General features: G+C 33.4%; 16 protein-coding genes. 11 read left to right on the top strand and 5 right to left on the bottom strand.

Going from position 1 to position 21,027, the window contains the following annotated elements; genetic code table 11:
* Positions 1-25 precede the first annotated feature (25 nt).
* On the top strand, positions 26-970 hold the full coding sequence (locus GQ46_RS10820) for a DUF3078 domain-containing protein (protein WP_044401684.1): 945 nt from the start codon (positions 26-28) through the stop codon (positions 968-970).
* A 217-nt stretch (positions 971-1,187) separates the two neighbouring features.
* Here GQ46_RS10820 and GQ46_RS10815 read toward each other — a convergent pair whose 3' ends face one another.
* Both GQ46_RS10815 and hflX read right to left on the bottom strand, forming a co-directional pair.
* Complete coding sequence (locus GQ46_RS10815; RefSeq protein ID WP_044401681.1) at positions 1,188-3,449, bottom strand: transglycosylase domain-containing protein; 2,262 nt, start codon at positions 3,447-3,449, stop codon at positions 1,188-1,190.
* Positions 3,450-3,505: 56 nt separating this feature from the next.
* The gene (gene hflX, locus GQ46_RS10810) at positions 3,506-4,735 is read right to left on the bottom strand and encodes a GTPase HflX (protein ID WP_044401678.1); all 1,230 of its coding nucleotides are present in this window, start codon (positions 4,733-4,735) and stop codon (positions 3,506-3,508) included.
* Positions 4,736-5,259: 524 nt separating this feature from the next.
* Between hflX and GQ46_RS10805 the strand changes: the two genes are divergently transcribed.
* The 3 genes from GQ46_RS10805 to GQ46_RS10795 all read left to right on the top strand — a co-directional run bounded on the left by GQ46_RS10805 (position 5,260) and on the right by GQ46_RS10795 (position 10,366).
* Entirely contained in the window at positions 5,260-6,222 is a 963-nt protein-coding gene (locus tag GQ46_RS10805; RefSeq protein WP_044401675.1) for an endonuclease/exonuclease/phosphatase family protein, read from the top strand.
* A gap of 245 nt (positions 6,223-6,467) precedes the next feature.
* A complete protein-coding gene (locus tag GQ46_RS10800) occupies positions 6,468-9,554 on the top strand; it encodes a histidine kinase (RefSeq protein ID WP_044401672.1) in 3,087 nt (1,028 codons plus the stop codon).
* A 50-nt stretch (positions 9,555-9,604) separates the two neighbouring features.
* On the top strand, positions 9,605-10,366 hold the full coding sequence (locus GQ46_RS10795; protein WP_044401669.1) for a LytTR family DNA-binding domain-containing protein: 762 nt from the start codon (positions 9,605-9,607) through the stop codon (positions 10,364-10,366).
* Between the two features lie 1,012 nt (positions 10,367-11,378).
* Here the strand turns inward: GQ46_RS10795 and GQ46_RS10790 are convergent.
* A complete protein-coding gene (locus GQ46_RS10790; protein WP_044401666.1) occupies positions 11,379-11,714 on the bottom strand; it encodes a single-stranded DNA-binding protein in 336 nt (111 codons plus the stop codon).
* Positions 11,715-11,959: 245 nt separating this feature from the next.
* Here GQ46_RS10790 and GQ46_RS10785 point away from each other — a divergent pair, with 245 nt between their 5' ends.
* The 6 genes from GQ46_RS10785 to GQ46_RS10760 all read left to right on the top strand — a co-directional run bounded on the left by GQ46_RS10785 (position 11,960) and on the right by GQ46_RS10760 (position 17,047).
* A complete protein-coding gene (locus tag GQ46_RS10785) occupies positions 11,960-12,685 on the top strand; it encodes a LytTR family DNA-binding domain-containing protein (RefSeq protein WP_044401663.1) in 726 nt (241 codons plus the stop codon).
* Between the two features lie 214 nt (positions 12,686-12,899).
* On the top strand, positions 12,900-13,067 hold the full coding sequence (locus GQ46_RS10780) for a hypothetical protein (RefSeq protein ID WP_156133184.1): 168 nt from the start codon (positions 12,900-12,902) through the stop codon (positions 13,065-13,067).
* 85 nt (positions 13,068-13,152) lie between these two features.
* Positions 13,153-15,084 (top strand): tetratricopeptide repeat-containing sensor histidine kinase, encoded by a 1,932-nt coding sequence (locus tag GQ46_RS10775; RefSeq protein ID WP_044401657.1) that lies wholly within the window; start codon positions 13,153-13,155, stop codon positions 15,082-15,084.
* A complete protein-coding gene (locus GQ46_RS10770; RefSeq protein WP_044401654.1) occupies positions 15,071-15,736 on the top strand; it encodes a response regulator in 666 nt (221 codons plus the stop codon). The genes GQ46_RS10775 and GQ46_RS10770 overlap by 14 nt, the downstream gene beginning before the upstream one ends.
* A 324-nt stretch (positions 15,737-16,060) precedes the next feature.
* Positions 16,061-16,570: a DUF6265 family protein gene (locus tag GQ46_RS10765; RefSeq protein ID WP_044401651.1), complete on the top strand. Its 510-nt coding sequence runs from the start codon at positions 16,061-16,063 to the stop codon at positions 16,568-16,570.
* Between the two features lie 126 nt (positions 16,571-16,696).
* Complete coding sequence (locus tag GQ46_RS10760; RefSeq protein ID WP_044401648.1) at positions 16,697-17,047, top strand: hypothetical protein; 351 nt, start codon at positions 16,697-16,699, stop codon at positions 17,045-17,047.
* 372 nt (positions 17,048-17,419) lie between these two features.
* Here GQ46_RS10760 and GQ46_RS10755 read toward each other — a convergent pair whose 3' ends face one another.
* Complete coding sequence (locus GQ46_RS10755) at positions 17,420-17,893, bottom strand: CBS domain-containing protein (RefSeq protein ID WP_044401645.1); 474 nt, start codon at positions 17,891-17,893, stop codon at positions 17,420-17,422.
* Positions 17,894-18,036: 143 nt separating this feature from the next.
* On the opposite strand from GQ46_RS10755, the gene GQ46_RS10750 reads away from it, so the two are divergent.
* Entirely contained in the window at positions 18,037-18,738 is a 702-nt protein-coding gene (locus tag GQ46_RS10750) for a hypothetical protein (RefSeq protein ID WP_044401642.1), read from the top strand.
* Positions 18,739-18,806: 68 nt separating this feature from the next.
* On the opposite strand, the gene GQ46_RS10745 is transcribed toward GQ46_RS10750, so the two are convergent.
* Positions 18,807-20,903 (bottom strand): M13 family metallopeptidase, encoded by a 2,097-nt coding sequence (locus GQ46_RS10745; protein ID WP_044401639.1) that lies wholly within the window; start codon positions 20,901-20,903, stop codon positions 18,807-18,809.
* Positions 20,904-21,027: the final 124 nt, after the last annotated feature.

Here is a 21,027-nt window from a genome sequence, read left to right as displayed (position 1 = left end):
TATTTTAACTACAATTAATCCACACATGAAAAAATTAATACTAGTGTCTGCCCTACTCATCGGCATGACTGCTATGCAAGCACAAACTAAAGAAGAACTTAAAACTGAAAAAGCAGAGAAACAAGCGCAAGCAGATAAATTTCAAGCGGAAGCAGATGCCCTTCAAGCAAAAATAGAGGCCTTACCAGGCTGGAGAAAAGGCGCTTTTGGGACTATTGGAGGGAGTTATTCAGAATTTAATAATTGGTACTCACAGGGGTCGCCAAATAACACTTCGGCAAACCTCGGTTTTACGGTAAATGCCTTTGCTAACTTAAAACAGGATAAATTTTTCTGGAGAAATGCTTTAAACGTCAATTTAGCATGGGTTAAACTAGACGACAAAGACGATCCTACTGACAGTGCTGCATTTAGAGAAGCCACAGATGTGTTTAATATTTCGTCTTTATATGGTAGAAATATTAGTAAAACCTTTGCTATTTCTGGTTTAACAGAATACAGAACAACATTATTAAATAATTTTAATGATCCAGGGTATTTAGACGTGGGTGTCGGTGGGACTTGGAATCCTACAGAAAATCTTTTTGTTGTTATTCATCCCTTAAATTACAACTTTGTATTTGCTAAAGAAGACACTGTTTTCGAATCTTCTCTAGGCGCTAAAATCGTTGCCGACTATACTGCAAAATTTGGAAAAGTGAATTTTAAATCTACCTTTTCTACTTTCCAAAGCTATGATAGTAGTGATTTATCAAACTTTACTTGGATAAATTCTTTGGGTTATACATTATGGAAAAAAATTGGTATTGGTTTTGATTTTGGGTTAAGAAGCAACAAACAAGAAGCTTTAAGTTATGCGCTTGGTCAATATGATCCTATGGCTATTCCTCCAGCAGTTGTACCTACATTTGACAACGTGGATAATAAATTACAAACCTATTGGGTGCTTGGGTTGAGTTATAATTTGTAACTAGACATACTAAATCAATAAAAAAAGCAAGTAGAACATATGTTCTACTTGCTTTTTTAGTCTTGTATTCTTGCTGTTTTTATTGTCACAATAAGCTTCTTGAAGTATTTTAATTTACAGATAATCAATACTGGTTTCGACAAGCTCAACCTGACATAGTCCTTTAAATAGTCTTTCTAGACAGCTTCTTTTTTTCTAAACTGCTCTGTTAAAGCATTTAGTCCTCTGCATCAAATTCCCGTTCTTTCTTCTTATTCCCAAACAAGCGTTTTAAAAACCCATCTCTTTTTTCTTTACTACATTCTAAATCTGCTAATACTTCAGCTGAGGGTTTTTCAAACGTCGCTTTAGTAATGGTATTATATTTGGCCTCTGCATTCAGTTTTTGATAAAATCCAGCAAAAATAGGTAAGGCTGAATTGGCGCCCTGCCCTATTCCTGTCGTTTTAAATCCAATAGCATAATTATCATTCCCTACCCAATTAACGACCACTAAATTAGGGGTTATACCCACAAACCAACCATCTTTATTATCTTGTGTCGTTCCCGTTTTACCTGCAATTTCATTTTTGAGATTGTACGTTTTTCGTAATCTGGAGGCGGTACCCGTATTCACTGTAGCTTGCATAAACTGTAAAAGCACTTGTCTCGTATAATCGCTATAGGCTTGCGCTTTCCCAATTTCTGGCTCAAAGGTCACGATTTCGTTACCGTTTTTGTCTTCAATTTTAGTTATGTAATAAGGTTTAACAGGTTTGCTATTATTAACATAACTAGCATAAGCCCCGGCAAGTTCACTCATATTGATTTCAGCAACACCTAAAGCCAATGAAGGTTCTTCAGGTAATGTTGTAGTGATGCCTAATTGCTTAGCTTGTGCGATTACCTTTGCGATGCCTACCTCATCTAACACTTTAACAGCGATCGTATTTAGTGATTCACTCAAAGCCTTTTCAAGATTGTAATTAAGATGTGGATCTTCCTCTTCGGTTCCAGAATTTTCAGGGGTCCAATTTTTGTAGTTGGAATACGTTATCGCTGCAGGAGAAAAATACGTGCAGGGCTCCATTCCGTTTTCAATGGCTGCTGTATAAACAAAGGGCTTAAACGTCGATCCTACTTGCCGTTCACTTTGTGAGACATGATCGTACTTAAAATAACGATAATCTATACCGCCTATATAGGTTCTAATCGCTCCTGTTTTGGGCTCTATAGCAAGCATTCCCGTATTTAAAAGCTTTAAATAATGCTTTAAGCTGTCTATAGGCGAGGCTTGTTTTGTGATGTTTCCCTCCCATTCAAACAACTCGATGTCTCGTTTAACAGCTAGAGAATCTGCTATTTGAACCTCGGTTAAACCCAACTTTTTATACTTTTTATAAACAACTAATGCTTTTGTAGCGGTATTGATTAGGGTTTGATTTGTTTCCCAAGGTGCGTTTTTGCCATAAGACGCTTCATATGCTTTCTGTAACGCCGTAAGATGCTCGCCCATGGAGGCTTCTGCAAGCAGCTGCATGCTGTAATCTAAAGTGGTGTGAATGATGAGTCCGTCTTTATAAAGGTCATAGGAATCGCCATTCGGTTTTTTATACGCTTTTAAAATGATTTGTAATTCCTTTTTTACCTGCGCCCTAAAATAGGGGGCCGTCCCTAAATCATGATTAAAGGACTGGTAATCTAAAATCACGGCTTGCGCCTTGGTTGTTTCGTATTTATCTTTAGCGATGTAGTCATATTTTAGCATTTGGTGTAATACCACATCACGCCGTTTTTGACTTTCTTTTAAATGTCGTCTCGGATTGTAATAATTGTTAGCCTTTAAAGTCCCTACAAGTGTCGCAGCTTCAGAGAGTGATAATGATGCCGCTGACTTATTAAAAAATTTACGCGACGCACTCTCTATGCCATAGGTATTGTCTGGAAAGGGCACCGTATTTAGATATAATGTTAAGATTTCTTTTTTAGAATACAGGTTTTCAATGCGTTTGGCAACAATCCCTTCCTTTAATTTATTAATGAGCGTCCCTAATACCACCTGATTTTGTCTACCATATAAGTTTTTAGCCAATTGTAAGGTAATGGTACTTCCGCCTCCAGAAGATTGGTCTTGAAAAAGAATGGTTTTAAAAAAAACACGAAGCAAACTAATGTTGTCTACACCATCGTGTTCGTAAAAACGCACATCTTCAGTAGCAATTAGTGCCTCAATAAGATGTTCGGGAAAATCGGTATAGGCCAAAGGCTGTCTGTCGTAAATATAATATTTACCAATTAATTTGCCCTCTTTATCCAGTACCTGAGTCGCCTCGGCTTGTTTTAAATGACTCAGCTCATTGGATGTTGGAAGTTTCCCAAAGGCGCCAAAATAAATACTAAGAAAAAATACAATTACTAAAAATGAAGCTACAGCTATTGCAAACAGTGACCATTTAATCCATTTATTTTTTAGATATATGGCAATCTTTTTTTTAATCATGATAAGTATAACGTGAAATAATCAGGATTATTAGAATTTAAAACAATTTTAAAACGTTACTCTTCTTCTCCCATCGCGTCATAATCATAATCTGGGTATAGAAAATTATTGTATGGAAAACGGGTCACGTGAATCTCACGAACCTCATCATAAATACGTTTTTTAAAATCTTCAAGATTTTTGTTGTTTAACGCTGAAATAAAAAGCGCATTGTCTTCTCCTACTCTATTCATCCATGTTTTTTTCCATTCTGCTAAGCTATAATGCTCTTCAGTACGTTCGGCAATTAAATCGCTGTCATCAAAAGGTTTCGCTTGGTAAGCATCAATCTTGTTAAACACCATGATGGTTGGTTTATCGCTACTCCCAATCTCACCTAAAACCTTATTTACAGACGCAATGTGTTCTTCAAAGTTAGGATGAGAGATGTCTACGACGTGCAATAACAAATCGGCCTCACGCACCTCATCTAGAGTACTTTTAAAACTATCTACAAGTTGTGTTGGCAGTTTCCGAATAAACCCAACCGTGTCACTTAATAAAAAAGGAAGGTTTTGAATCACCACTTTTCTTACCGTTGTATCTAAAGTTGCAAAGAGTTTGTTCTCTGCAAAGACCTCACTTTTACTTACGGTATTCATCAATGTCGATTTACCAACATTGGTATACCCAACTAAAGCTACACGCACCATTTGGCCGCGATTACCACGTTGTACAGACATTTGCTTGTCTATGGTTTTTATTTTATTTTTAAGTAAGGTAATACGATCGCGTACAATACGTCTATCGGTTTCTATTTCGGTTTCCCCTGGTCCGCGCATTCCAATCCCCCCTTTTTGACGTTCAAGGTGGGTCCACATCCCTCGCAAACGCGGCAATAGATACTCACATTGTGCTAATTCTACTTGTGTTCTGGCGTAACTGGTTTGCGCACGTTGTGCAAAGATGTCTAAAATGAGATTGGTTCTATCTAGTACTTTACATTCTAATATTTTACTAATATTGCGTTCTTGTGATGATGATAATTCATCATCAAAAATGGCAGTACCAATGTCATTTTCTGCAATGTACTTGCGCACATCTTCCATTTTACCCGTACCTATGTAGGTTTTAGGGTTTGGCATCTCCATTTTCTGAGTAAAACGTTTCTTAACTTCTCCACCAGCTGTATAGGTTAAAAACTCTAACTCATCTAAATATTCTTTAGATTTTTCTTCGTTCTGCTCTTTGGTTACTACACCTATTAAAACTGCTTTCTCAAGTTCTATATCTTTTTTTTCTAGCATATTTGTGTTTAAAAAACAAAGTTACGCAATTGTAATGATTTTAAATTTGGTTAGCTCTCGATTAAAAGCGCAAATTTATATTTTCATTTTTACCCTGATAAAAAAAGGTAACAAAAAACTCAAGACTTCATAGCCCCTTGGTAAAAATTTCTTTTGCTACGACTCCTAAATAAAGTACTGCTAAGTCTGGCCTAAAGTTGTCCACAGCGGATTATTAGAGGTTTAGTCACTAGTTAAAAGCTATGATTTTTGATTAATCCTACGCTGTTATTCATTGTTTACATAAAGTCCGCGTAGGTTAATCTACATTTTAATTTCACAGTCCATAGTATAACAATTAGCAAATAAATAGTGTCTCATAAAGTTAATCCCTTTTTCTAGTTTGAAAGTATCTTAAGAAAAAATGATGTCTTTAATTTTGTTCAAAGACAAAAGTATCTTACTATGGGTTTTTGAACCAGTTATAAAATTATAAAATTGAAAGCAGATTAATTTCCCTATTTTTAACGCTATAAATTAAAACTTTGACACTAAACTTCTTTAAAAAGAAAGACATAAGCCATACGATAGCTTTCTATAATATTGAAAACCTGTTCGATATTTACGATGATGCATTCACTCGGGATGATGACCTTATTCCAACGGCTGAAAAACGTTGGAGCATTAAACGTTATCAAAATAAGCTTAGAAAAATAGCTTATGTTATTGCTAATATTGGTAAAAAAGACACTCAAAAGCACCCTGTAATTGTTGGCTTAGCCGAAATTGAAAATGAAGCGGTGCTGAAAGACTTAGTTAATACTGAGCATCTAGCCGGTTTGAACTATGATTTTGTGCACTACAATTCACCAGATGAACGCGGTATTGATGTCGCCTTCATCTACGACACCACTGTCTTTAAAGTCGCTTATTCTAAGACGTATACTCTAGAATTGATTGATGAATTTGGTGTTGTCGACTTAACCCGGGACATCCTATTAGTTAGTGGTTTACTTGAGGGCTTAGAGCTACATTGCATAGTAAACCATTGGCCTTCCAGACGTACCGGAAATGCTGAAACTGAACATAAAAGAATAAAAGCATCAGAAAAAGTTACTCAAATTATTTCGGAGATAAAAGAAAAAAACCCTGAAGCTAAAATTGTTATTATGGGAGATTTTAATGATGATCCCTCAAGTAAAAGTATTAAAGCCTTAGAACTAAGTCATGGTTTGTATAACCCAATGGGTACCTTATTATCTCAAGATAGAGGGACAACGAGCCACCGTCACGAATGGAATTTATTTGACCAGTTTTTAGTGACCCCTAATTTCTTTGAACGCAAAAAAAACACCTTGCGCTATGTGAATACAAACATATTTGATGAAGATTTTTTAAAGGAAATGGAAGGCAAATATAAAGGAAGCCCGTATAGAACCTATGTAGGCAAACGCTATAAAGGCGGTTATAGCGATCATTTTCCTATTTATTTAATTCTCAGAAAATAAATAGAGTACTAACTTTTGCTTCCTGCTAAATGAGTTTGTACTTTGCTATTTCACAAAGGTTTCGCGTTTTACACGGAACATGAAGACGAACCACTTATTAATTGTGCTGACCAATTATTACATGACCTTTAGTACAATTTTTTAATTGTTATATATTTAATATCAAAACCAACGCACTATTGCCTAACCAAACATTAAATAGAGTCTCCCGTTCAGCTATTAAGAATGTACTTTTACCGTTGTTCATGTTTCAACTGTTTTTGGGTTTTAGCCAAGATTATGACATTGGTACTATAAAAGTAAATAACAATAATTTTAGTGTTTACTTAGAAAAAAAACTATACCTGGATGACGATGGTTTTTTATGGTACTCAACAAAAGATGGTGTTGTTAAAGAAATGGGCAATGGAAAATCGTTCTTTTTCGAGTACGCCTTTGATAAAGAAAAACACGATCAGGTTTTAATAACCTCAAAACTATTTAAATCTAGTAAAAACAAACTTTGGGCTTGCACAGAGAAAGGTCTCAATTGTTTAGATTTAAAGACGGCAACTTCAAAATGGATAGAATTAAAATACCCAAAAACCAATCTTGATGTCATTTTTACAGATATCGCTGAAGATGAATTGGGCAACATATGGTTAGGCACAGACAAAAACTTTATCTACCGTATTACACCAAATGGCAATATTTTATATTATAAAATAGAGTCTAGTGAATTCCCAGCAACAGATAGCAATAGATATCGAAATGCACAGATGGAACTCTCCATGCTATTAGAAGATAACTCACTAGTAATTCATCAAGATAACCAATGGATTCAATTTAAAAATGAACAATCAAAGTTATTAAACATTGACGAAAGTGCCTCAAGCGTTCTATTACCAAACGGTACTCTATTTGATTCCAACACGTCTGGGGTGTATACCTATAAAGATGAAATTTACAATTACACGTATCTTAAAGCCATAGATCGCCAAGTTTTAAATATGCCTTTTAGTACGACCCAGTACATTCCAGAAAAAGCTAGCAAAAACTTTTATCATAATCTAAACTTTATCGCCACGGATGAAAACCTGCTTTTGGGTTTTAAAATGAAAAAAAACAATAATAAGCATGAATTAATTTTAAAAGATTTCATCCCTTTTAAGCATAACATTACGAATGCAATTTATAATCCAGCGGGTCACTTCTGGTTACATAATGAAGATGGTTTAAAAAAAATAAAATATAACGATGTTGGTTTTAAAAAACACATAGATTACCAAGATATTAGTTGTAGAGGTTTTACAGAAAACGCCGAAGGCACCATTTATGTTTTTACAAATCAAGGGCTTTTTGAAAAAAATAAAGGATCAAAAAAATTTCAACCCATAGATTTAGATAATATTAAGGACTTAAAAACGTATGACTATGTAAAAAATAACTCTTATAATTTCTATAACCAGAATGACGACATATTTTGGTTCTATGGTTTTCATGATTCTTTAATTGCTTTTAATATTAAAGCAGGCACTTTTGAAACCTATCCTTTTCCCTTATCTGGAGTTTCCATTGCTGATGCACAAATTATAAATGGTGATGTTCTAATGCTTGCCTCCTCTAAAGGCCTGTACGCTTTCAGTTTAAAAACAAAAAGCTTTAAAAATGAAAGCATCTTGAATGACGACATTGATTTAAATAATGTAGCTATCAAATGTATTACCCTGTCTAAAGACCAAAAGACTTTATGGATTGGAACTTCTGGTAAAAACGCACTGATTAAGCAAGATTTAAAAACGAAACGCTCCGCATTCTTCAACACGTCTTCTAAATTAATCCCACTAATAGATAATGACGTTAAGATTATATATGAAGATTCTGCTAATAATTTATGGATTGGCACTCCAAATGGCTTACAGTATGTCAATCAGAACGCGCTTTTAAGTATCAATTTTAATGCATTAAAGGGCTTCTCAAACGGTAATATTGCTGGCATTTTAGAAGGCAGTAAAAATATTTGGGTAAGCACGTTTAATGGCTTAGTAAAAGTGGACAAAAAGACTCAGGCTGTACAAACGTACTATGAGGTCGATGGTTTGATGCATAACGAATTTAATGCCAAATCCTACTTTAAATCCAGTGACAGTCTATTCTACTTTGGTGGCATAAAAGGCGTTACTAGCTTTAATCCCAATGATATTGCTGCTAAGAGTAAAAGTTACAAGATTGTACTAACAGATTATCAAATGTATAATGAAGCATTGGAGAAAAATGTATCGGTTAGAACCCTATTAGATGAAGGTCAAACGATAAAAGAATTCAACATACCGTATGAACAAAATTACCTCACCTTAAATTTTAGTATTAATGACCTGTTTAATGCCGAAAATAATGTCTATCAGTACCGTATTAAAGAACTTTCTGAAGAGTGGATTGATTTAGAGAATTATTCGAAGTTAGATCTGCGAGGAATGAATCCAGGAAATTACGTTATAGAAATTAAGGGCTTTTCTTCTAACGGAAACCCAACGAACACATTAAAATATAGCGTTCACATCGAACAAATATTTTACAAAGAACTTTGGTTTGTAAGTTTAAATATATTTATGATTTTCAGTTTTATATCCATTAGAAATAATCGCCGCAGAAAACGAGTAAAAAAAGAATTTGACCTTAAAGGAAAAATTCAAGCCCTTGAATCTAAAGCCGTGCGTGCACAAATGAATCCTCATTTTATATTTAATACCTTAAATGGGATGCAAAGCGTCATGATTTTAAAAGGTGAGCGAGCAGCTAATAAATACTTTACCGCCTTTTCAAAATTGCTTCGCCTCACTTTAGACATGAGTAATAGTGAGTATGTTTTATTAAAGAATGAAATTACCTATTTAAAATCTTATTTAGAACTCGAAAATTTAAGATTAGATAACAAAATTAATATCCAGTTTAATGTTGATCCTGATTTGGATATTGACAACAAAAGTATTCCCTGTATGCTGTTTCAACCCATCATAGAAAATGCTATAATCCATGGTCTATCGCCTAAAAAAGAAGATTTAAATCTGACGATTAACTTTAAAAAACACAAAAATAGTTTATTAGCAGAAGTCATAGATAATGGTATTGGCAGAAGTCTGGCAATGAAAATAAAACAAAAGTCCCAAGGCAATCATAAGTCATGGGCCACACACATCATGAAAGAGCGAATTAATATAAGCAATAGTATTAATAAGGAAAAGATTACTTGGGCTATAATTGATTTAAAGGATGAAACCCAAAATGCACAAGGCACAAAAGTTGTTATGTGTATCCCTCTAAAAGAAAATTTATGGGTTGAAAAAACAGAATAATTTTACGTACCTTAGTGTTATACTAGTTAGTCTCCCATAAATTTAACACAATGAATAAGGTAACCGCCATCGTAATTGATGATGAAATAAACAATTTAGACTTGTTAGTTCATTTTATTAATCAATATTGCCCGCAATTAAATATTGTAGGTAAAGCCATTACGAAGAACGAAGGCATTGCGCTTATTAACAAACTAAAACCACAATTACTTTTTTTAGACATCATGTTAGATGAAGGTACGGGATTTGATTTACTTGAAGAGGCAACCTTTACAGAAACAAAGGTGATTTTTGTTACCGCTTTTGATGAATTCGCAATAAAAGCTTTTAAATATAATGCCGTAGATTACTTACTAAAACCCATAGAAATTGATGAACTCATCGTGGCAGTAAATAAAGCATGTATGGCTATTGCAAATCATAAATTTACTGAAGCACAACAAATACAAAACCTCTATAGAACAGTTACCAACAACAATTTACCAATAAATTTAATTGCGATTCCTTCAACCGAAAAAATAGATTTTGTTAAAGTTGACGATATCATTTATATAAAATCTGAAGGGCGGTATTCTATTTTTAACCTGACTAATAATAGGCAAATTGTAGCCACTAAAAACTTAGGTGAGTACGAAACGATGTTAGATGCTAATACCTTCTTTAGAATACACAACAGCTACCTCATTAATCTTACAAAAGTAACGAGTATTAATAAAGCCGGAGGAAATTACTGTGTTATGGAAAACTCAGAACAACTACCTATTGCCAAACGTAGACAAGATCGATTACATCGCTTTCTAAAAATTAAATAACACATTCAATACCAAGTATTTACACACAGTAATTACACAATTACTTCCGTTTATTTAAATAAACTACCACTTATATCACACCCCTTTTTATAAGCGTGATAAGGTATTACCTTTATGCTTGCTAAGATAGTTTTCATTTTTTAGTTGATTAGTCTAATGGTTGTAGAATAGTACAGAAACCCTTAATCTCTAGTATTCTAAAGATTGTAAATCCAAATTTAAAAGAGGTCCTAAAGGACCTCTTTTATTATTAGGTAACATGACGTAAGCAGAAACAGCCTATATAACGTTATAGTTTTCCATCTATTACACAAAAACCTACACCTATTACACGCCAACAATTTATAAGGCGAATCGCCCTTATCTTTGTTTTAGAAATGAGCTGGTTACTCATTTTTGGTTTAGTTAGTATAAAATGCTTTCATTAGGATTTTTACTGATAAATTGATTAATAGCGGAAAAAGGCTCACTTAGGTGAGCCTTTTTTATTTTTGTTAATTCTCCCGTACACAACAGCGCTTATTATACCTACAAATAGCAATTACACCCTAAGGACCTTACCCGAACGTATAAATGGTATTCGATAACAGGTGTTGTAAATCTTTAAAAGGAATAAGGAGAAACCAGGAGTAAAAGACGCTTTAGAAATCTTCAGAAACAGAGGACCTGCTTTGGGTCTTAACATGAAAACCGCTATTTATACACCACAAAATAGCTCAAGCCAACTTCAATTTATTAGTTAATTTTAAACCTATTAATTATATAGACTCAGATCACTAAAAGACAGGCATCCTTACCGTTTCCCATTTATTTCACTGTAACAGCCGCCTATTACATCCCAACATGTTAACCCTTTAATCCCCCTTACCTTTGTTTTAGAAATGAGCTAATTACTCATTTTAATCAGTTAGTATATCATTCTGCCCTGAGAATTTTTACTAACAAATTGATTAATAGCGAAAAAGGCTCACTTTTGTGGGCCTTTTTTATTTTTCTTAAGTTGATGAAATACTTATTTACTCCCTAACATTAATAGTTCACTACAAACCACTTCTGTTGTGTAACGCTTCATACCATCTTTATCTTCCCATGAGCGTGTCGTTAATTTACCTTCTATAGCAATCTCTTTTCCTTTGGTTACATACTTTTCTATAATTTCAGCTGTTTTACCAAAAGCAACGATTCTGTGCCATTGCGTGTCGGTTACTTTTTCTCCACTAGCATTTTTATAACTATCGTTGGTAGCAATAGAAAATTTAGCTAGCATTTTACCTGATTCTAAATTGATGATTTCTGGATCTTGCCCTAGGTTACCAATCAACTGTACTTTGTTTTTAAGCGTGTTCATAATTTTAAATTTTAATGTTAAACAGTTAATGAAATCGAGTTCTTATGTTTCGACACTGCAAAGATGTGACAGATTGTAAATGGGAATCGGTACATACGCACTTAATGTCGATTGTATTCGTTTGTAAACGTTTAAAAACGCATAGCCCTTCGTAAAAAAAGGGAAACACCTTAGTTATTGTAAGGGGTTCTATGAGTTGTATTCAAATATTAACTATAGATTTATAAGACTAAAAAAAAGGTATTTTGAATAGTTATTATATCATTGATAATTCTGATAAATTATTTAGTAGTATAAATAATGTATTAGAAGATTTTCCAGTATTTAGCTCTATTGGTCGTTCTTCGTGCAGTAATGAAGCCATGAATACTATTTTAAAAAGAAAGCCAGATTTGGTTTTTCTAAACCTAGATAACGTTTTAGACAATGCTTTTCATTTTGTTAATGAGCTTAAAAATTATGCCGAAATTCTTCCCGATTTTGTTGCCATATCGGCAACTAAAGAAAACGCTTATGAAGCTTTAAAGCATGATTTTTTAGATTACCTAACCCTGCCTTTAGCAGAATTAGACCTACGAAAACTAGCCTTAAAATTTAAAAAAAAACGTACAACTACGCTTAATAGAACCTTATGTTTAAAATCTTATCAAGATTATAGATACTTAAACACAGATGAAATCATCTTTCTTAAAGCAGATAATAACACCACAGATTTTTATATAAATGATGGCACCGTTATAAGCGCCTTTAAAACCCTAAAAACTTTTGAAGCTGTGATGCCAAAAAATTTTTTTAGAATTCATAAAAGTTATATTGTCAATCAAAATTACGTGTGTCGCATAAATTATAGTAAATCAAAATGTACTGTAGACCAAACGCCTCACAAAATTCCCTTTACAAAAACGTATATTGATAATATTGACTTTATTAAAAATAGCTTATCAGATCTATTTATAGCCAGTTCAAATTAACGTTCCCTCACACAATGTAGTCATACGCTAACAGACTATCGTCTTTCACTAAAGTACACTCAAAACGCTGTTTTACCCTATAACAAGTACTTACTTTAGCCGTGTAAGAAGCTTCTTCATTTTTAAATTGAGACCTCAAAAATCTCTGTTCCCCAAATAGTTACACCCAATTTTAGGTAGTAACTGCATGTATAATCTAAAACTTAAAATTATTATGAAGAATGCCACAAAATTATTAGCACTAACACTTTTTACAACATTTATATTTTCATGTTCTGTAGAAGATATTAACGAAGACGATACCACAAATACCACAGAAACTATTTTCGCAACTGGTGGAGATGAATCAGCAGAAGCAGATAATGATAGAGGTGGTGACTAATAAAAAATTAATTATATTAAAAAAAGCCTTAAATTTATATTTAAGGCTTTTTTAGTATATTATGAATAACTAACATGCGCACTTCTTGAACATAAAATCAATAGCACCCATTTTTTTTTACGCATTACTACTTATTGTTTTTAATGTGTGTTTTAGTTGCCATAATGAAAATGAAGGCGCTCAAAAAAAATCAAATACTATTTTATTAAAAGAAGCCTATGACAGCTTTAAAACAAATGATTCCTTATCTTTTAAAAGAGCTAATGAAAAAGCTTATCTCTCTTCTTTAAAATTAAAAGACACCTCTGGCATTGCAGAAACCGATTGGAATTATGCTTATTACTATACAGAACAAGAAATTTATGACTCTGCCTATTATTACTATTATAAGTCCTACAAGGGATACGAATCTATAAACGACAATTATCATGCGGGTAAAATGCTATACAACATGGCTTTTATACAAAGTAGATTTAATGATTATTCTAATAGTGAAGAAAACTTATTTCAAGCCATCGCTAAATTAAAACCTCTAGAAAAAAACACCTCGCTTTACCGGTGCTATAATCTTCTTGGGACCATCTATAAAAATTTAGGAGATTATGACAATGCTATTAACTTTTATAACATCTCGCTAGAGTATTTGAAAAAAGCAGACGACAAAAAAACCTTTAAGTCTGGCACATTAAATGACTTGGCACTAACCTATCAACAGCAAAATAAATACACTGAAGCTATAGCTTCATTAGAATTAGCGTTAAAAACAGATAGCCTTTATTTCAAAAACAAAAAGCTATATGCCATGATATTAGACAATTTAGGGCATACTAAGCTAATAAATAACGACACTGCAAATGTAAAACCTGCCCTTGTTGAAGCTTTGAAGATAAGAGCAGCCATTGAAGATAACTCTGGAACAATAGTAAACAAACTGCATCTAGCAGATTATTATATAAAGATAAAGGATACAAAAACTGCTGTAAATTATGCCAAAGAAGCAAATGTTTTAGCGACGAGTATTAATAATAACAGAGACATCTTATCATCTTTACTGCTGCTGTCTAAAATAGATAAGAGTAATACAAATGCACACCTCAATAAATATCTCGCTCTCAACAATGATTTAGAAATCAATGAGCGTCAAATAAAAAATAAATTTGCCCGTATTCGTTTTGAAACAGACAAATATATTGATGAAACAAAACGCTTAACATTTAAAAACACAATACTCCTAATTTCGGCGTTCGCCATTATAGCGATACTATCGCTTCTTTATTTCCTCAAATTACAACGCTCAAAAAACAAGCGATTATTTCTTGAAACCCAGCAGCAACAAGCTAATGAAGAAATATATAAATTAATGCTTAACCAGCAAACCAAACTAGAAGAGGGAAGACTAAAAGAACGCAACAGGATTTCTGAAGAATTACACGACGGTGTTTTGGGTAAGATTTTTGGTACACGCATGGGCTTAGGTTTTCTGGATATTCAAGGCGATGCTGAAGCTAAAAAGAAACAACAAAATTATATTGACGAATTACAAGACATTGAAAAAGAAATTAGAACCATTTCTCATGATTTAAAAAATGAGCTTTTGTTATCAAAGCAAGACTATACACAACTCTTGAAAACATTAATTGAAACTCAAAGTCACATTGGTAAGTTTAGTTATAGCCTAGAGAATAATGCCTCAACTTATCTAAATGAAGCGACAGACGGCATTAAAATCAATTTCTATCGCATCGTTCAAGAAGCACTTTTAAATATTACCAAACATGCGAATGCGCAGTCTGTAAAAATTAGTTTTAATTTTCAAAATGGCAATATTAGCTGTATAATACATGACGATGGTATCGGATTTAAAAGTGAAAAAGCAACTAAAGGCATTGGTTTATCCAATATAGCTTCAAGGGTAGAAACACTACATGGAAAATACTCTATAAAATCAAATCGTGATATCGGCACAAAATTAACTATATTAATACCTTTTAAGACGAAAACAGATGACAACCATTAATGTTCTTATAATAGATGATCACCCAATAATTGCAGATGCCTATAAGAGTGCTCTTATGAAAATAAGCCGTGATGACGACCAATATGAATTTTCAATTTTTGAAGCAAATACAATAGACAAAGCGTTACTTGAACTATCAAAAAAAATTACTTTTGACCTTATTTTTTTAGACATCAAGCTTCCTAAGTCTAAAGACAATAAATTTTTATCTGGTGAAGATTTGGGTTTAGAAATAAGACGTGTTTCTCCAAAATCGAAAATTATTGTGGCCACCACCTACAACGATAATTACAGGTTAAACAACATACTTAAAAGTGTTAATCCAGATGGCTTTATCATTAAAAATGACATTACTCCTAATGAGTTAGTCAGTGCCATTGAAATCGTATTAGATAAACCGCCTTATTATAGTAAAACTGTTTTACAATTGTTGCGTAAACAGTTTGCAAACAATTTCAATTTAGATAAAATAGACCGACAAATTCTTTTCGAATTATCTAAAGGAACGAAAATGGTAGACCTCCCAAATAAAATACCAATGTCTATTGGCGGTATTGAAAGAAGAAAACGACAATTAAAGGAAGTCTTTGGTATCATTAAGGAAGAAGATAAAGTCCTCGTCCAAATGGCTAAAGAAAAAGGCTTCGTGTAAACTCTAAAACCTTACAAACTGTAAGGGAACTCCCTTACACATCCTAAGGATAAACCGTACTTCCATTCCAGAATTATAGTGTAAATTGCACCAGATTAAAGTCATACTTACTACAGATTGTATCTGATAAAGTTATGATCTCTTTAATAGCATAACATATCTAACTAACAACAGTTGAATTATCTTGGGAGAAATAATTTATCTGGTTAGTTAGATTTTTTTTTATGTATTGAGCGTCATAAAAAGCGCCGTTAAAAATACATTTCAACGCTAAAAATTCTTGTAAAGTTTAGTATATTAGATTCATAACCACAAGCTATTGCTATGAAACAAATACTAATCATTCTAAGTGTTCTCTTTTTCTTTAGCTGTAAAGCACAAAACAACACCCTTCAATTTCCAGAAAACGGAACAGCTCCAAAAGCGACACTAAATCAAGTAGCATGGATTTCTGGTCATTGGAAGGGCGAAGCTTTTGGTGGTATTACTGAAGAAATATGGAGTCCGCCATTAGGAAAATCAATGTTCTTTTCTTTTAAATTAGTAGCCGAAGGTGAAGTCGTTTTTTACGAATTTGGTGGTATTAGGGAACTTGACGAGACACTCATTCTTCAACTCAAACATTTTGGAAAAGACTTTAAAGGTTGGGAAGAAAAAGACGAAACAATAGCTGCAAAATTGGTGAAAATTGAAGGAAATCGTGCCTATTTTGATCAATTTACTTTTGAAAACGTCAGTGCTACCGAACTAAACATTTATGTTGTAATTTCAGAAGAAGGAGAAACTAAAGAAGTGAAATTTAATTACATCAAGCAAGAATGCTCTTCTCTATAAACACCAAAATAGGGCTACTTGACGATTTAAAAAAGCTGCAAAAAGTTAATTTTTACTATTTCAATAATTTTTATTTTGAGCTATAAAAATCAAATGGCCGTTGGTACACCATAAAAACCAGAAATTATGAATAAAACATGCCCAGAATGTGGTGATAAAATTGTTGGTAGAATAGATAAAAAATTCTGTAGTGATGGCTGTCGTAATGCACATAATAATAAAATTAATAAAGACGGAAAAAATCTCATTCGCAATATTAATAACCGCCTGCGTAAGAACTGGCGCATTTTAGAAAGTCTTAATCCTGATCAAAAAACAAAAACGACCAAAACAAAATTGGTCTCAAAAGGATTCGATTTCAATTACTTTACAAGTATTTATACTACTAAAGCTGGTACGATTTATTACTTTGTTTATGACCAAGGCTATTTGCCATTGGAAGGTGAGTTTTATGCTTTGGTAAAACGAGATTCTTAAATAAAAAAGAGAACAAGTTGTTCTGTTTATCACTAATGCGCCTAAAAATTTTTATGCCTAGTTAGCTACAGAAAAGACTACAAGTTCGGGCAGGTTTAATAATCACTCTCCACAATTTCAAAAACTTTTAAAATTTTACACTATTGAAATTACAGCTTTTTTGGCTTCAACAAACAACAAAGTTGTTAAGAGGCAATCATTGCAGTTGAAAAACGTATCAAAATTGTTCAACATTTAAAATGGATGGCCCTAGAAAACCTATCGTAGCTTATAACTATTGATAGTATCGTTAGCATTAAAGAGAAGGAGCACCAGAAAGTCGAAGAACAGACTGCCCTAGAGCACTTAAAAAAACGAAAAGTATAATTGGTATTACTTCCAGTTTTGTTGCTTTAATTGCATCGCCGCTTTGAGGATGTCTTTTTGACTAATTTGCCCGACGAGTTTGCCATCTTCAACAATTGGAAAGCGTCTACGTTTAGATTCTAAAAACTGTTTAGCAGCGTCAAACACATTAAGGTTACCGTCAATAGTTTCTACATTGGTAACCATATGGCTTTCGATCGTATTATTATCCATTGGCATATTGTAATAACGACTATCACTAATTTGTTTGATGCAATCCCCTTCAGAAATAATCCCAATCAATTCATCGTTGTCATTCACTACCGGGCCACCAGAAATACGCTGTTTAATTAGTATGTCTATAACATCTTCCACCGATTGATTTGCCTTAAAAGTGATTAAGTCTCTTGTCATAAAATCACTCACTTTAAAGTTTGGCTGCGCCGTGTTATTTTGCTGTTGTGTCACCTTTCGTGCACCTTGAAAACTTTTTATGCCCATAATATCCTGTTTTTAGAGTGATATTAAAGTTACTTGTTTTTAACGAGTTATCCTAAAAATATCCACGCAACAACTTTATTAGCATTGTTTTAAGATAATACGTGAATAATTTTTATAGTTTTGACCTCATTAAATCTATAACAATGAAAAATATACTTTATGTATTCGCTTTAACTTTTAGCATGAACCTTTTTGCTCAAAATAATACTGAATTGGTGAACCATTACGAAGCTTATTACCAGCAAATGAAAACACAGGGTGACACACAAGGCATTATAAACGCCATGACACACTTAAACATTTTAAAGCCTTTAGAAGCAAGAAAAGACACCTTGGCTTATATTTATTTAAATGAAGGAAAATTTAATCAGGCGTTGAACACTATTGGTTTTGAACAAAAAGCGACAGACTCAAAAATTGCTTTAGAAGTAAAAGCGGTAGCCTTAAAATCTCTAGGTGAAGTAGCACTGGCGCTTCCCTTTTATCAAACCATTTACATCACATCAAAAAATGCTGGATTAGCTTATGAAATTGCCGAAATTAATTTGCAACTCAACAACTTAGCTGAAGCAAAAAAATACGTCGATTTGGGTTTAAACAGCGTAACAGACAAACAAGGAAAAGCATTTTACGAAAAGCAACAACCCTATCAAGTGCCTTTAAAAGCGGCACTCTATTATCTTGATGCTTTAATAAAATTCAATGAAGATAAAGCGACGAACATTGATGCTGCAGTCCTTATTTTAGATAAGGCTTTAGCCATTGAACCACAATTTAATATGGCTACCATTACTAAAAATGCGCTAAATGCACAAAAAGAAAAAACGACTGAAACAAAAAATTAAATCCTATTTTTAATAAAAGAAAAATGCTTCCTAAAACAGGAAGCATTTTTTTTATAATGTAACGTTTATTACCAGATTCTTACACGGTCCTCTGGAGCAATATACATGTTATCCCCTTCTTTAATATCGAATGCTTCATAAAAAGCATCAACATTTAAAAGTGGCTGCACCGCTCTATTCATTCCTGGAGAATGTGGATCTGTTTTAATTCTTGTTTTTAAAGCGTCATCACGCATTTTTATTCTCCAAACTGTAGCCCAACTCATAAAGAAGCGTTGCTCAGGTGTAAAACCATCAATTGGTTCTGGTCTTCCGTTTTCTTCAAAACTCATTTGTAAAGCATCGTAAGCTGCTAAAACGCCTCCTAAATCACCAATATTTTCCCCTAAAGTAAATTTACCATTAATATTAACTTCCGGTAAAACTTCTATTGCAGAATATTGGTCTGCCAATGCAGTACCTAAGTTTTCAAATTGTTTTTTATCTTCATCTGTCCACCAATTATTAAGGTTTCCATCCTTATCGTACTTCGCTCCAGAATCATCAAAACTATGAGAAATTTCGTGACCTATTACCGCACCAATACCGCCATAATTTACAGCATCATCTGCAGTATAATTATAAAAAGGAGGCTGTAAAATAGCTGCAGGAAATACAATTTCGTTAAACGCAGGATTAAAATAGGCATTCACTACTTGTGGTGCCATATACCATTCGCTTTTATCTACTGGTTTCCCTAATTTATCTATATCTTTTTTAAAATTCCAAGCTTGTGCATTTAATGTGTTTTGAAGGTATGATCCACCAGCTTCTACACTCTTAATTTCCAAATCTGAATAATCCTTCCATTGGTCTGGATAAGCAATTTTTATTGTTGTTGCTTTTAGTTTTTCGATGGCTTTCATTTTAGTTTCTTCACTCATCCAATCCAGCTTATTGATCCTTGCTTCGAATGCTAAAATAACATTCTTAATCATTTTTTCAGCCTTAACTTTTGCTTCCGGCGGGAATTTTCGGTCAACATATAATTTTCCTAGAGCTTCACCAATAGTACCATTTAAACTCCCTAGAGCACGTTCGTCTCTTGCACGTTGCTTTTTAGCACCGTTTAATTCCTTACTGTAGAAATCCCAGTTTGCATTGTCCAATTCTGTAGTTAATAGTGCTGCAGTATTATTAAAAGCATTCCAACGTAAATATGCTTTCCAGTTGTCAACATTGTTTTCTGCTAACACATCTTGTAACCTCTTAAAGTAACCTAAATCTCCCACAATTACTGTATCTAATTCTTTAGCGCCTATGCCGTTAAAGAAATTTTTCCAATCTACTGCTGGCACCATTTTTTGTAAATCGCCAATAGATCTTGGATTATAGCGATTGTCTGGATTACGACGCTCTACCTTATCCATTTTTGCTTCTGCTAACCGCGTTTCGAAGGCTAAAATTTGTTCGGCTTCTTCTGCCGCTTCAGTTTCACTTTCTCCTAAATACTGTAACATTCTAGTGATGTGCTTTACATATTTTTCTCTTTTTTCTTTTGAATCTGCATCATCTTTTACGTAATAATCACGATCTGGTAAACCTAAACTACCGCCACCAACATAAGCAACATTTCGATTGCTGTCTTTTGGGTCTGCTCCAACACCAAAACCATAGAGTCCGCCGCCACCTTTAGGCTCCATCTCAATCATATACGCTTGTAAATCATCACTGTTCTCTATCGCATTAATTTTAGTTAAGTAGGGCTTTAAAGGCTTGATTCCTTGTTCATCGCGACCTACTGTATCCATTATCGTTTGATAGTAGTGCACCGCCTTTTCCTGATCTGACCCTGGAATAACGGTAATCGTTTCCATATCTTTATCTGTATTCATGGCCGCTTTTAAAATTGCTAAAGCATCGTTATCGGTCTTCTCTCTTAACTCTGCGAAACTTCCCCAACTGGTTTGATCGTCTGGAATTTCGTTGGTCTCAAGCCATTTTCCGTTAACATAGTTAAAAAAGTCTTCATTAGGCTTTATCTCTGGATTCATAAAACCCACATTAATCCCCGGAACTTCTTCTAACATTACCATCTCTTTTTTTTCTTCTTCTTCTTTGCAAGCGATTATACTAACGAATGCTAAAGCGCCCAAAAAAGACCATTTACTAAAATTTGTTTTCATTACTTCTAGTTTTATTTTTTGTTGATTATCAGCTACTAAGTTACAGAGATATTTCTAGCATAAAATAATTTTTAACAAAAAAAAACGCATTCAAATCAATGAATGCGCTTTTATGGTTTTTAAA

The sequence above is a fragment of the Lacinutrix sp. Hel_I_90 genome, assembly GCF_000934685.1.
GTDB lineage: Bacteria > Bacteroidota > Bacteroidia > Flavobacteriales > Flavobacteriaceae > Lacinutrix.
This window is presented reverse-complemented; position numbering and strand designations above follow the sequence as displayed.